Below are 13,093 nucleotides of genomic sequence, written 5' to 3'. Positions count from 1 at the left end.
AGCTACTGAAAGCACTTTTACATTTCCGGCAAATTTCTTCCCTCAATTTCAATGGTCTTTCTTGCAGTCGGCCTCGGCGGCTGCATGAGCCTGGGCGAACTCAAGACCTCGACGCCTGTTGTTGCGGCCTGTTGGCACGCTACATTGCCGCATGGCGGTCGCTCATCGGAACTCTTGTCATGGTGGGCCAGCTTCAAGGATCCATCGCTTGATGAACTGATCCAATTGGCGGAAACCGAAAACGCCCAAATCCAGAAGGCAGTCGCAAATATAGACAAGGCCCGAGCTACGCTTGATTCGTCGAGGGCCGGCCTGTCTCCATCACTAGATGGTTCAGCGTCAGTCACGCGCTCGGGCACCATGGGAGGCTCGGCCAACGAAGTCGCGGCCCTGACGTCGCGAAGTGGCGGGCTGGATTCCAGATGGGAGATCGACTTGTTCGGCAAGAACAAGAGACAGGCAGAAGCCGCGGCATCGCGTGCGCAGGGGCAGGTCTGGTCGTGGCATGAGGCAAGAATTTCAGTCGCCGCCGAAGTCGGTGACTATGACGTCCAGTATCGCGCTTGCCGTCAGCTCGAGCGGCTTTACCGTGACGAGCTCGCGTCGCAGCGGGAGACAATCAATGTCACCGAAAAATCGGCCCAGTCCGGATTGATTTCAACATCTGATCTGGCGCTGGCCCGAGCAAGTGCGGCAACATCCTCGTCCAACCTCACCGCTCAGCGCGCGAATTGCGAGATCATCATCAAATCGCTGGTGCAATTGACCGGCGGCGATGAGCCTGTTGTCAGATCGCTTCTCAAGCAGGGAAAAGGCCGCATTCCGCAACCGTCCGCACTGCGCATTGCGTCAGTGCCCGCTGAAGTCTTGAGGCAGAGACCTGATATCAATGCCCTGGAAGCCGAAGTCGCCGCGAGCATCGCAGATGTTGGTGCAGCAAAAGCGGATCTGTACCCCAGTCTCAGCCTGAGCGGATCGATTTCGATCAGCGCCTCTTCCGTCTCCGGCACATCAGCCCCCTGGTCGTTCGGGCCCGCACTCTCGATACCGGTCCTGGATGGCGGATCACGAAGAGCGGCAGTCAGAAGCGCCGTCGCCGATTATGATCTCGCTGTGGCCGGTTACAAATCCGGCGTTTTGAATGCTGTCGGCGAAGTCGAGACCGCGCTCATCCGCGTCAACACCGCGCTACGGCGGATCACCGACGCCAAGACCGCGGCCGACAATTATCAAAGCTATTTCAACTCGGTCGATGAAAACTGGAAATCCGGCGGGGTCAGCATCCTTGACCGCGAAGAGGCCCGTCGGTCAGCGCAATCTGCTGCCATCACGCTCATAGAAATCAGACGCGACGCCGTCCAGTACTGGATCGCGCTCTACAAGTCACTGGGTGGCGGGTGGTCGGTGACAAACCCGTCCGTTGTGGCCTCAATCAACGGAAAGGACTGATGCGCACACTTGCTTTCATGCCACTTGCGGCGACGCTTGCCGTGGGATCGCTTATTCTTGCCCCTGCTGCCTTCAGCCAGGAGAGCGCAGAGAGCGTTTCCCCCGCAGCCTCCCTCACCGTCAGTGTTGCCAAACCGGAAACAGTGATGTGGCCGGTTACCATTCCGACCAGCGGCCGGCTCGCCGCGTGGCATGAGGCGGTCATCGCGGCGGCAGCCGGCGGCATGAGAATCATAGACGTCACAGCGGATGTCGGCGCGACCGTGAAGAAAGGGGATCTGCTTGTTCAATTCTCCCCGGAGACCGCGAATGCGACGCTTCAGCAGCAGCAAGCTGCAGTCGAGGCGGCAGAAGCGACGCTCGAACAGGCAACCGCCAATGCCGATCGCGCCCGAGGCTTGACCGGATCGGGAGCGTTGTCACAGCAACAGACGACGGAATATCTGATTACCGAACGCAAGGCGAAAGCCGACCTTTCCTCGGCCCAGGCGGCATTGGCATCTGCGCAACTCACTTTGGACAGGACCAAGATCTACGCAGTTGATGACGGAGTTATTTCCGAGCGCATGGCTTCGCTTGGAGACGTCGTGACTGCCGGCGAGGAATTGTTCAAGCTCATCCGTCAGAACCGGATCGAATGGCAGGCCGAGTTGCCGGTCAAGCGGCTCGCCGATGTCCGAACCGGTACAATCGCAGTTATCCCCACGCCATTCGGGGATGTTCGCGGCGAAGTCCGGCTGATTTCGCCGACGACGTCCACCGACAATGGTCGTGTGAAGGTTTACGTGGCCCTGCATCCTGATGAAGACGTTCCGCAACCGAAGGTCGGCATCCTGGTGAGCGGATATTTCGAATTCGATCAAACCGAAGCGCTTGCGGTGGCCTCGACAGCGGTCGTTCTCAGAGATGGTTTTTCCTATGTATTCACCGTCAACCAGGGGGATACGCCAACAGTCACCCGGAAACGGGTCGAAACCGGCAGGCGGCAGGACGACCGCGTCGAAATTCTCTCCGGTATCGAGAAGAGTGACGATGTGGTCATCTCGGGCGGCACATTCCTCGCGGACGGCTCCGTCGTGCGTGTTGCCGCAACCATCGACGCCGCGGTGACGGAGCAGGTAAAGTGAATATCTCGTCCTGGTCGATCCGCAATCCCGTTCCCCCGATCCTGCTGTTCTTCATGCTGACGGCCAGCGGAATCTGGGCGTTCAACCGCCTGGATGTTCAGAATTTTCCCGACATGGACCTGCCAACGATCACGATCTCGGCCTCGCTCGAGGGTGCAGCAGCATCGCAGCTCGAAACCGAAGTCGCTCGCAAGATCGAAGATGAACTCACCGGTCTGACCAAGCTCGATTCCGTGGTCACCACGATCACCGACGGATCCGTGAGCATCTCTGTGTCTTTCGATGTATCCAAGGACAGCCAGGTTGCGCTCGACGAGGTCAAGAGCGCCGTCGACACGGCAAAAGGCGACCTGCCGCAGGAAATGAATACCCCGACAGTCTCCAAGCAATCATTGAACGGTTCGCCGCTGGTCACCTACGTCGTCAGTTCGGACACAATGGACGATGCGGAGCTGTCCTGGTTTATCGACAACGATATGTCGAGAGCCTTGATGTCGGTCACCGGTGTCGGCGAAGTCGGCCGGCTCGGCGGCGTCGGCAGGGAAATCCGGGTTGAGCTCAATGCGAATGTGCTTGATGGGCTTGGTCTCTCGGCGACTGACGTCAACAACCAGCTGGAAGCAGTGCAGTCCGATCTGTCCGGCGGCAAGGGACGTATCGGTGGAGACAGTCAGTCCATTCGTACCCTGGCTGCGGTCAAGAACGTCGACGAACTTCGCGGCACGCCTATTCCCTTGCCGAAGGGGAGCTGGGTCCGGCTCGACGAAATCGCGACCATCACAGATACCCACAGTGACTTCTCCTCGCTGGCCTATCTCAACGGCAAGCCGGTGATTGCGGCGCAGATCAAACGCAACAAGGGTTTCTCCGACATTGCCGTAACCGAGAGCGTCCGTGAGGAGATGAAGGCTTTTGCTGCTGCAAACCCCCGCGTCAATATCGAGGAAGGCTACAACACAATCGTTCCGACGGAGCTCAATTATGAAGCTTCGATGGACATGGTCTACGAGGGCGCCCTGATTGCGATTGTGGTCGTCTGGCTGTTTCTGCGCGACTGGCGGGCCACTCTTCTGGCTGGCATCGCCTTGCCACTGTCAATTGCGCCCACTTGTCTTGCGATGTATTTCCTCGGCTACACGCTGAATACGATCACGCTTCTGGCGCTGTCCCTGGTCGTCGGGATTCTGGTCGACGATGCCATTGTCGAGATCGAGAATATCGAACGACACCTCAAAATGGGCAAAAGCCCGTACGAGGCCGCAATGGAAGCGGCAGATGAAATTGGACTGGCAGTGGTGGCAACAACCTTTACGCTTGTTGCCGTGTTCCTGCCCACCGCCTTCATGGGCGGAATTCCAGGGATCATCTTCAAACAATTTGGCGTCACGGCCTCTGTTGCCGTCGTTGCCTCACTGCTCGTTGCCCGTCTGGTGACGCCGATGATGGCGGCCTACATCCTCAAGCCAAACGACAGGAAGCACATCGAGGATGGCCGCGTGATGCGAACCTATCTCTGGCTTGTCAAAGGCGCGCTCAGGCATAGATGGATACCCGTGCTCGGGACCGCCGCATTTCTGGTCTTCTCAGTTCTGCTGTTGAGCAACCTTTCGACCGGATTCTTCCCGGCGTCCGACAACAGCCAGACCCAGGTTTCCATCACGACGCCCCCAGGCTCGACGATCGAGCTGACCGACGATGCCGCGCGTCAGGCCTCCAGCCTCATTGCCGGCGTTGATCATGTCACCTCGGTGTTTCAGGCGACCGGTTCAGCGTCCACCGGCGGCGCAGGCGGCGGCTCGGCGACCGAAAGCGTCACTTCCGCCACGATCGTGGTCAATCTCACACCGATTGACGATCGTGACATCAAGCAGGCACAAATTGAATCCGATCTGCGCTCGAAATTGCAACAGCTTCCCGGCGTTCGCGTGGAGGTTGGCTCTGGCGGCAATGGCACACAGCTCCAGCTGACGCTGGCAGGTGACGACTCCGATGTGCTTGAGCAGGCTGCGGCAAGCCTGGAGGCGGATCTGCGCACCCTGTCGGGCATCGGAAACGTGACGTCGTCCGCTTCGATGCAGTCGCCCGAAATCATTGTAAAGCCGGATCTGGCTTTGGCAGCTTCGCTCGGAGTGACCTCCCAGGCTATCGCTGACAGCATACGAGTGGCGACGGCGGGCGCCTATGACGCTGCATTGTCTCAACTCAATCTGCCCGAGCGCCAGGTCCCTATCCGGGTGATGCTCGATACGAGCAGCCGCCAGTCGCTGGATGCGATTTCCCTGATCCCGGTCCAGGGCACGGACGGCAATGTGTCGCTCGGCGCCATCGCCGACATCGCGCTCGGCTCCAGTCCCAGCGAAATCGACCGGCTGGATCGGTCGCGCAATGTCTCACTGACGATCGAACTCAATGGCAGATCGCTCTCCGACGTCAACCAGGAGGCTTCGCAACTCGCCGCCTACCAGAACCTGCCGCAAGGTGTGAAATTTGTCGAACAGGGTGAAATCAAGCGACAGAGTGAGCTGTTCGGCAGCTTTGTCCTGGCCATGGTGATCGGCGTGTTCTGCATCTATGCTGTGCTGGTTCTGCTGTTCCACGAATTCCTGCAGCCGGTCACCATCCTGATGGCCCTGCCCCTGGCCCTTGGCGGTGCTTTGTTGCCACTGGTCGTGAGCGGCACAAGCCTTTCGATGCCAGCGGTCATTGGCTTGCTACTGTTGATGGGGATTGTGTCAAAGAACTCGATCCTTCTTGTCGAGTACGCGATTGAAGCGCGCAGGAATGGCATGGAGCGCTTCGAGGCTCTTGTCGACGCATGTCACAAACGTGCCCGACCTATCATCATGACGACGGTTGCCATGATTGGCGGCATGACGCCGGCAGCGTTCAGCCTTGTCGCTGGCGACCCAAGCTTTCGCCAGCCGATGGGGATCGTGGTGATCGGCGGCCTCATCACCTCCACTTTCCTCAGCCTGCTCGTTATTCCTGTGGTGTTCACGCTGATTGATGACGTGGTCGTGCTGCTCAAAGGACTGTTTTCGAGGGCCAAGCACGCCTGATCGACTAGACCCGGGATGCAAGCAGTGTTTCCCGGGTTTGCCGGCACGATCATGAACGAGCCCATGACCTTCTGCCGATGACCCTTGGCAGCGCCATCAGCATCGACCCGGAACCCCGCAAGATCGGCCCGCGCTCGGTCAGCTATCTCATAACCGAAATGGCGGTCGTCTTCGGCGGAGATACGCTGGTGACGACAGACGTGTCCCTCCCTGCGGGCCTGGTGGAGACCGGTGATCACGACCGTCAGGGTTGGGCGCTATATCAGCCAAGTCACGCATTAAGGCGCTGTTAACCATACGGGCGCACTATTTACCCGGAACAGACGAAGCAGACCACGTGGCTACTCGCCGATCATCGATCGGCAGATGCGCCGGGATTGAGCTTAGGAGCACTGGCTGATGACTTTCTTGTTTATGATGTTGGGCATATTCGTCAGCATTGCTGCCTGGCCCACTCGATCACCTGTTGGCAAACCGAGCCAGTATGACTGGGACCGGGCCATTTAATTTCTCATTGTAGCAATGACGCAGTTACCCTCGCACCGGGATGGACTGCGGCGCCGCTCCCCGACCACCGGATGGTCGGGTAAGGTCCGACTGGACATCAGCGCCTAAATCTCAATCCATAGGCAGCGCGTACGAGACCTTGGCTGCGCCCGCGGACCCGGGCTCGAACAGTGCTCCGATGGTGGTTTGGCGCAGACCGTCAGCATCGCGCTCGACAAACAGGGCGTTCAAGCCCGTCTGGCGGGCCAATTTTGCGCCTTCCGAACTGCCTTTCACCATCAGTGCCGTTGCCCAGGCATCGGCTGCCATGCAGGTCTCAGCAATGACAGTGACTGAAGCGGGCGATTGCGCCAGCGGCCCGCCTCGTCCCGGGTCCATGGTGTGCGACAACCGTTTTGGACCGACGTCGATCCAGTGCCGGTAGTCGCCCGAGGTGGCGACAGCGGCATCGTGCAAGGTCAGAATGGTCAATGGTTTGCGCGCCGCGTAATCCGGGTCCTCGATCGCAACTGCCCAAGGCGAGCCATCGGGCTGCAGGCCGATCCCGCGCAACTCACCATCGATCGAGAGCAGTGCGTCGGAAATGTGAAAGCGCCGTGCGACATCGGTCAGGCGGTCCACGCCGTAACCCTTTGCAATGGCTGACAGGTCCAGCGACACCGGCGCGCTTTTGCGCACACGCCGTCCGGACATGTCGAGTTCGAGCACATCATGCGTCCGGCGTCTGGACTGAGACAGCGCGGACTGAATACGAGCCGGATCCACAGTGGCTGCGCCAAAACCCCAGGCCGAGACCGCGTCACCCACGCCAATATCAAAGGCGCCGCCAGATGCCCGGCCGATCGACACCGCCATCTCCAGCACAATCATCAGATGTTCGGGACAATGGACCCAGACACAAGGCGGCGCGGCGTTCAACCGCATCAGGTCGCTGTCGGGCTTCCATGTCGACATCTGCTGATCCACCTCGGTGACTGCCGCCGCCATGGCGGCCGCAACCGGGGCCACGTCGAATTCGGCTGGCTTGTGAAACAGCGCCGACCAGCGTGTGCCCATGGTCTCGCCATTGAGCGCGTGGCGCTTGAGATCAGTAAACGTCTTCGGCATATCGTCCCTCCGATTTCAGCATTGCAGGGGTAAGGCCCTGTGAAGCCAGAATGTCCGTCATTGCTTCGGCAACGCCCGCTGCCATCTCGCGGCCGCCGCACACCAGAACCTTTGCGCCATTGGCGATCAACCGGGCAATCCGGGCCCTGTCTCGGCGCAGAATGTCCTGCACATAGGTGCGGGTTTCTGTTCGGGAAAAGGCTGCCGCGACCGAGGTCAGCTTTCCTTGTTCGTGCCATTCGGTCAGCTCGGGCCGGTAAAGAAGATCACTGTCGGGATGGCGGGCGCCAAACCACAGATGCATCGGCTGATGCCTTGTGTTGGCGCGCGCGAAGCCGGCCAGCGGACCGATGCCGGTACCCGCGCCGATCAGGATCACAGGCTTTTTGCCACGCGCTGGCCTGAAGCCAGGATTGGGGCGGATGAAGCCCTGAATGGCCTCTCCCGGTTCGAGCGAGAGAAGTTGGCCCGAACACAGGCCGCCGGGATGCTTGCGGACGCAGATTTCCACGAAGCCGTCCTTGTCGCCCGAAGCGAGCGAATAGAAGCGCGGCGATGGCGATCCCTCAGGCACGATTCCGATCAGATCTCCTGCCGCGAAACGGGAAACGCCAAGCCCGGTTATCCGACGCCAGACGGGGATATGCGGCAGGGCGAAGCGCAGGATTGCCGTCGGGGCCTGTACCTCGGCGCCGTAGTCGCGACGCGACATCAGCGTGAGGGCTTTTGTCCTCGGCGCCACAGGCTGATGATCGAGTTCGAGTGGCAGGTTCAGTGCTGCACCGAGCAAATGACCCCAGCGGGCGAAATCCTGCGGCGACTGGCGGTTGACGGTGTCCATGGGCAGCAGCGTGCTCCAGCCCTTTGCTTCGGCGGCGCGGGCCACCTGCTTTGCGAAACCGCAAAAGTCAGGAAAGCTGCGGTCGCCAAAGCCCAGGATCGCGAGCGGCATGGAAGGAGGCGCGGGTAAGGCGGCAAGACGATCGAGAAACCCCTTCGCCGAGGCCGGCGCGACGCCATCGCCATAGGTCGAGGCGAGAACGATAATACGGGCAGCATTTGTATAACGATCGGGAGCGAATGCAGACATCGGCGCTGCGTGGACCTTCTGGCCCGCGGCGGTCAGAGCCGCTTGCAGGGTTGCCGCAAAGCCCCAGACATTGCCGCCTTCGCTGCCCACGAGCAGGACAGTATCAGCATGACCAGCTGCCACGTTGCCCCGCAGCTTAGGCCGGGCGCGCCGTCCTGCCGCCCAGACGATGATGCCGGTCACCGCCATCAGCGGAACGCCAAGCGCCATAAGCCCAAGCAGAAGGCCCAGCGTCGCGGCACCTTGGCCGGTGTGCAGCATGTAGATGGTTTCAGATATCCGGTCCCAGGCGCCTGGTTCGACCCAGGCCAGGAGCGCACCGGTTCCCTGATCGATATAGCCCTGCCCGGCATCGGTTTTCAGCGTGAAGACGTCGGTTGGATCATCAGGATAGGGAAAGGTGAGCTCCCGCAAGGATGACAGCGGCGCGGTGCGCAGTGCCTGAATATCCGTCACCGAGAACCCAATCTCACCGCTGACGGTGTTGGGGATCGCTGGCGTCACGTTGTTTTCCGGCAGATAGCCGAATGTCGAGGCGGTCATCCACAATGCGGTCACGGACGACAACAGCAGGCCGACGATGGAAAGGCGTGCGATCTCGACGTGTAACCGGCATGGCAGCGGTCCCTTCAGGGACGTGAACACACGACGCCAGCCGCCGGTGCGGCGAACAACCAGTGCAATGCCGGACATCGAAAGAATGAGCATGGCTGCAGCGCCAATGGCGGCCACGATTCGCCCTGAATCATCGAGAAACAGCGAGCGGTGCAGCGTTTTCACCCAACGCTCGACAGGTGATGCGTCGGCGGAGCCGGCATCGAGACCGGTCGCCGGATCGACAACGGCAGCACCCGGCGTGCCGTTGTCAAACCAGTAGGCAGTGATCCGCCCCGAGGGTGCGCGCTTGATCTGCTCGACACCCGGATGGGTGACGAGAACCCGTGCTGTCAGGTCAGCGATACTGAGCCCGGCCTCCGTCTGCGCAGGCGCCGTCACGGTCTCGAGCGCCGGAAAAACCGACAGCCCGGCGCCGGAAAGGCTGAGGACAAGAAGAAGGGCGGCGGCGATGAGGCCGGGCCATCTGTGCAGGGAGCGGATCATGCTGGTTGCTCTCACATGTTGTAAGTGAATGACTCGATATAGCGACGGCCGGGTGTTGCCTTGCCAGCGCCAGCGGTTGTGAGCGGGACGACCACTTCGGAGGGGCTATCGCGCATGTCTTCCACGGCGGCATCGACATGCAGCTGGTAGCCGGCATCAAACAGCGCGTCCGCGAGGTTGAGCGTGATCGAGAGTTTGCGGCCCGAACCGACACTTGCACCGGTGATTCCGTTGATCTCCGACAGGCTTCCGCCGGTGGCGCGCTGCCAGTCGCTCAGATGCTGATAATATTTCGACTTGCCGCCAGCCATCCAGAGGCTGCCTTTGTAAACGCCGTTGGCGTCGGTCACATAGATCGCCAGATAGGCGCCATTGCCACTGTAGTTCTTCAGTGTTGTGTCGAGGGTGACAGGTCGCGCCCAGGCGGTGGCGGGAAGTGTCAGCGCGGTGGTGATGGCAAGTGCTGCCAGGATCGATTTCATCATTTTTCTCCACGGGTTGATCTGATGGTGCTTCAATGGGCTCCGCGCCTGATGCCTTCCTTAACAACCGCAACAATTTGCTTCAGCTTGCCGTCAGCTTTCCGGAAACGGCTGACGGAAGGCAGAATGAAACAAGCCCCGCCATCGATGAACGATGACGGGGCTGAAAGGCAGGCAGCACAGGATTTGGGTCAGTTCACCTGAACTTTTGATCCTGAGCCGGTATCAAACAGGCCATTGGCAGGGGGCGCTACTGAACCGGCAGGGGCAGGACTTGCACTTGCCTGGCCGCCATCATCATCGTCATCTTCGCCATCGTCATCGTCATCCGAGCGGTAACCGGCTTTGGACCGGTAATCATCGTCGTCATTGCTGGCGAGCAGATAGCTCGCGCCCTTCGATGACGCGTCGTGCATACCGGCGAACTGACCGGAATCGCCCGTCCAAACGGAATGGACTGCGCCGACCGCAGGCATCGCGAGGAAAGCGGCGAGCGCCGTGGTTGCAGTCAGGATAGCAAGTGTGGTCTTCATGGGTGTCTCCTTTGATTTGATCGACACCCGGAACCTCGTCCCTCAGCCTTATCGTTTACTGACGTCCCAGACCCATTTGCTTCAGCTTGGCGTCAGGAACAAGACCGAGGAGCAATGGGTGCGGCGCACCGGCGCCGGCGCTCCTCGAAGCCTCAATCGTCATATTCGATATCAATGACTTCCAATGTCTGCGGATTGACCTTGATCTCGACTTTCCGACCCGACGCGTCGCGACCATTGATCTGGTAGCAACCGTCATCAATCTTGATCCTGCGAACGGTAACGCCCTGCTCTGCGGCTATGCGCTGAACCGCTTCGCGCGGCTGCCATTGCGCCATCGGCACTGTGCAATCATCCTCGTCGGCGCGGGCCAGGCCCGTGGCGCCGAGAGATGCGAAAAGAAACAGAATGGCCAGTGACCTTCTCATACCCCATACTCCCTGTAATGGCTTCTTGAGGGATCATCTGCGCCCCGAAGCTGACGGCGGGCTGAACATGGCCAGCAGCGCGCTTCAGTTTGCCGTCAGTTGGCAATGCGAGAAAGTGCACGAACAACACGGGCGACCAGCAATGCGGATACTCCTGATTGAAGATGACACGGTTCTGGGCTCGGCCGTCCATGACCAGATCGCTGCCGACGGTCATTCGCTCGATTGGGTCAAACGGCTTGATGAGGCGAGCGATGCCGTGGCGGTGGCAGCCTACGATCTGGTGCTGCTCGACCTGATGCTTCCCGACGGGCGCGGCATTCCGTTTCTCAGGGCCTTTCGCGCCAAGGGTGACGTCACCCCGGTTATCATTCTGACGGCGCTTGACCAGGTGTCGGACCGGATCGAGGGATTGAATGCAGGAGCGGATGACTATCTGGTCAAGCCGTTTGACCTCGCCGAACTGTCCGCCCGCATCGGATCGGTCGCGCGGCGATACTCAGGCAATCCGAATCCGATCATCAAGCTTGGCGACCTCGAGATTGATCTCGCTGCCCGGTCCTTGCGCAAGGAGGGCCGTATGGTGCCGCTGACCGCGCGCGAATGGGTGCTTTTCGAGGCCTTCGTGCAGCGTCCGGGGCAGCTTCTGTCCAAGGCGCAGCTTGAGGAGCGGCTCTATTCCTTTGACACCGAGATCGACAGCAATGCGATCGAGGTGCATGTGAGCCGCTTGCGCAAGAAACTCGGCGCCAAGGTGATCGAGACGGAGCGTGGCCTCGGCTACCGGCTGGGCACCGCATGAGGGCTCCGCGTTCACTTCAGGCAAGGCTTGCTATCCTCATCGGGCTCGGCGTGACCGTTCTCTGGATCATCGCAGCCACCGTAACGGCGACACTGCTGCGCCAGCAAATGGACGAGGTGTTTGATTCCGCTTTGCAGGAGACCGCGCAAAGGCTGCTTCCGCTTGCTGTTGTCGACATCATCGACCGCGAGGAAGAAGGTGTCTCGCAGAAGATCACCAAGCTCAGGGAACATGACGAGTTTCTGACCTACATCGTGCGCGATGCTGAGGGGCGCGTGCTGATTTCGTCTCATGCCGCAGACCCATCGGTGTTTCCGCCCTTTGACGGTGTCGGATTCCGCCAGTCGGCCACCCACCGCCTCTACTATGATTCTGCGCTGCAGGATTCCATCACCATTGCCGTGGCCGAGCCGCTCGAACACCGCGCCTTGATGGCGCGCGAGATGCAGCTTGGCCTTGGACTGCCGCTGCTGGTGGTCATACCGCTCTGTCTGGCGGCAATATTCGGGGCCGTGGGCTTCAGTTTCCGGCCGGTCAGGCAGTTCCGCAACGCGCTGGCCAGCCGCGGCGCGCATGATCTCTCGCCGACCTCCAATCTTGATCTGCCGAGCGAGCTTGCACCCATCGCCGTGGCCACGAACGAGCTTCTGGCGCGGTTGAACGCGGCCTTCGAGGCTGAGCGCAGCTTCGCCGCCAATGCCGCCCATGAGTTGCGCACCCCGGTTGCGGGCGCCATTGCCCAGGCGCAGCGATTGCAAAGCGAGACCTCCGACCCTGTCGCTGCAAACCGTGCAGCAGACATCGAGACAACCCTCAAACGGCTCACGCGGCTGTCGGAAAAACTGATCCAGCTTGCCCGCGCGGAAGGGGGGCGGCTACGAACGGGCAAGCCTGCGGATTTGCGCATGGTTCTGCGCCTGATTGTTTCGGATTTCGAACGAACCTCCTGGGCCAGCCAGATAGACTTCATCCCGCCGGACGATCCGGTGATGTCTGACATCGATCCCGATGCCTTCGGCATAGTGTGTCGCAACCTGATTGAAAACGCGCTCAAGCACGGGTCGCCGGGCTCGCCGGTCAAGATCAGGCTTTCAGCGTCAGGAAGGCTGTCGGTGGAAAATGAGGGCCCGGTGATCGCTCCCGAAACACTCGCCCGCCTGGCCCGCCGCTTTGAAAGCGGATCGGGATCCGGCAAGGGAAGCGGTTTGGGGTTGGCGATTGTTCACACCATTGCAGATCGTGCGGATTGCACGTTTACCCTGACCTCTCCGGTTGCCGGGCAGACAGGCGGTATCGAGGCGGCCGTTGTTCTCCCGACAACAGCGTCTTCGCGATAGCTGCATATCGAATAGTGGATCTTGTGGATGCAATCCGTTCCGGTGATTCAGGCTTCGCGTACCTTCAAGAT

The 13,093-nt window shown here is 60.4% G+C and carries 11 protein-coding genes; 6 read left to right on the top strand and 5 right to left on the bottom strand.

All coding sequences use genetic code 11. From position 1 onward, the window contains the following. Positions 1–51 precede the first annotated feature (51 nt). The 4 genes from WNZ14_RS04815 to WNZ14_RS04800 all read left to right on the top strand — a co-directional run bounded on the left by WNZ14_RS04815 (position 52) and on the right by WNZ14_RS04800 (position 5,928). Positions 52–1,449: an efflux transporter outer membrane subunit gene (locus WNZ14_RS04815; protein WP_342867457.1), complete on the top strand. Its 1,398-nt coding sequence runs from the start codon at positions 52–54 to the stop codon at positions 1,447–1,449. Beyond that, a complete protein-coding gene (locus WNZ14_RS04810; protein ID WP_342867456.1) occupies positions 1,449–2,576 on the top strand; it encodes an efflux RND transporter periplasmic adaptor subunit in 1,128 nt (375 codons plus the stop codon). The genes WNZ14_RS04815 and WNZ14_RS04810 overlap by 1 nt, the downstream gene beginning before the upstream one ends. Next, a complete protein-coding gene (locus WNZ14_RS04805; protein ID WP_342867455.1) occupies positions 2,573–5,635 on the top strand; it encodes an efflux RND transporter permease subunit in 3,063 nt (1,020 codons plus the stop codon). The genes WNZ14_RS04810 and WNZ14_RS04805 overlap by 4 nt, the downstream gene beginning before the upstream one ends. A gap of 77 nt (positions 5,636–5,712) precedes the next feature. Beyond that, a complete protein-coding gene (locus tag WNZ14_RS04800; protein ID WP_342867454.1) occupies positions 5,713–5,928 on the top strand; it encodes a hypothetical protein in 216 nt (71 codons plus the stop codon). Positions 5,929–6,253: 325 nt separating this feature from the next. On the opposite strand, the gene WNZ14_RS04795 is transcribed toward WNZ14_RS04800, so the two are convergent. From WNZ14_RS04795 to WNZ14_RS04775, 5 genes are all read right to left on the bottom strand, one after another. Continuing rightward, a complete protein-coding gene (locus tag WNZ14_RS04795) occupies positions 6,254–7,249 on the bottom strand; it encodes an FAD:protein FMN transferase (RefSeq protein ID WP_342867453.1) in 996 nt (331 codons plus the stop codon). After that, positions 7,230–9,440 (bottom strand): PepSY domain-containing protein, encoded by a 2,211-nt coding sequence (locus tag WNZ14_RS04790; protein WP_342867452.1) that lies wholly within the window; start codon positions 9,438–9,440, stop codon positions 7,230–7,232. Before WNZ14_RS04790 ends, WNZ14_RS04795 begins: the two co-directional genes overlap by 20 nt. Positions 9,441–9,451: 11 nt before the next feature. Next, positions 9,452–9,922 carry a DUF2271 domain-containing protein gene (locus WNZ14_RS04785; RefSeq protein WP_342867451.1) on the bottom strand — a complete coding sequence of 157 codons (471 nt, stop codon included), beginning with the start codon at positions 9,920–9,922 and terminating at the stop codon, positions 9,452–9,454. Positions 9,923–10,113: 191 nt separating this feature from the next. Beyond that, positions 10,114–10,455, bottom strand: a complete 342-nt coding sequence (locus tag WNZ14_RS04780; RefSeq protein ID WP_342867450.1) for a hypothetical protein — start codon at positions 10,453–10,455, stop codon at positions 10,114–10,116. Positions 10,456–10,607: 152 nt separating this feature from the next. Continuing rightward, complete coding sequence (locus tag WNZ14_RS04775; RefSeq protein WP_342867449.1) at positions 10,608–10,883, bottom strand: PepSY domain-containing protein; 276 nt, start codon at positions 10,881–10,883, stop codon at positions 10,608–10,610. 142 nt (positions 10,884–11,025) lie between these two features. On the opposite strand from WNZ14_RS04775, the gene WNZ14_RS04770 reads away from it, so the two are divergent. Together WNZ14_RS04770 and WNZ14_RS04765 are read left to right on the top strand one after the other, a co-directional pair. Further along, a complete protein-coding gene (locus WNZ14_RS04770; protein ID WP_342867448.1) occupies positions 11,026–11,685 on the top strand; it encodes a response regulator transcription factor in 660 nt (219 codons plus the stop codon). Beyond that, on the top strand, positions 11,682–13,022 hold the full coding sequence (locus WNZ14_RS04765; RefSeq protein ID WP_342867447.1) for an ATP-binding protein: 1,341 nt from the start codon (positions 11,682–11,684) through the stop codon (positions 13,020–13,022). The genes WNZ14_RS04770 and WNZ14_RS04765 overlap by 4 nt, the downstream gene beginning before the upstream one ends. Positions 13,023–13,093: the final 71 nt, after the last annotated feature.

Source organism: Hoeflea sp. AS60 (genome assembly GCF_038900115.1).
GTDB lineage: Bacteria > Pseudomonadota > Alphaproteobacteria > Rhizobiales > Rhizobiaceae > Hoeflea.
This window is presented reverse-complemented; position numbering and strand designations above follow the sequence as displayed.

Excerpts from the sequence above, each read along its gene's own strand:
- WNZ14_RS04815 (WP_342867457.1), top strand. The coding sequence starts at position 52 with ATGGTCTTTCTTGCAGTCGGCCTCGGCGGCTGCATGAGCCTGGGCGAA.
- WNZ14_RS04810 (WP_342867456.1), top strand. The coding sequence starts at position 1,449 with ATGCGCACACTTGCTTTCATGCCACTTGCGGCGACGCTTGCCGTGGGA.
- WNZ14_RS04800 (WP_342867454.1), top strand. The coding sequence starts at position 5,713 with ATGACCCTTGGCAGCGCCATCAGCATCGACCCGGAACCCCGCAAGATC.
- WNZ14_RS04795 (WP_342867453.1), bottom strand. The coding sequence starts at position 7,249 with ATGCCGAAGACGTTTACTGATCTCAAGCGCCACGCGCTCAATGGCGAG.
- WNZ14_RS04790 (WP_342867452.1), bottom strand. The coding sequence starts at position 9,440 with ATGATCCGCTCCCTGCACAGATGGCCCGGCCTCATCGCCGCCGCCCTT.
- WNZ14_RS04785 (WP_342867451.1), bottom strand. The coding sequence starts at position 9,922 with ATGAAATCGATCCTGGCAGCACTTGCCATCACCACCGCGCTGACACTT.
- WNZ14_RS04780 (WP_342867450.1), bottom strand. The coding sequence starts at position 10,455 with ATGAAGACCACACTTGCTATCCTGACTGCAACCACGGCGCTCGCCGCT.
- WNZ14_RS04775 (WP_342867449.1), bottom strand. The coding sequence starts at position 10,883 with ATGAGAAGGTCACTGGCCATTCTGTTTCTTTTCGCATCTCTCGGCGCC.
- WNZ14_RS04770 (WP_342867448.1), top strand. The coding sequence starts at position 11,026 with ATGCGGATACTCCTGATTGAAGATGACACGGTTCTGGGCTCGGCCGTC.
- WNZ14_RS04765 (WP_342867447.1), top strand. The coding sequence starts at position 11,682 with ATGAGGGCTCCGCGTTCACTTCAGGCAAGGCTTGCTATCCTCATCGGG.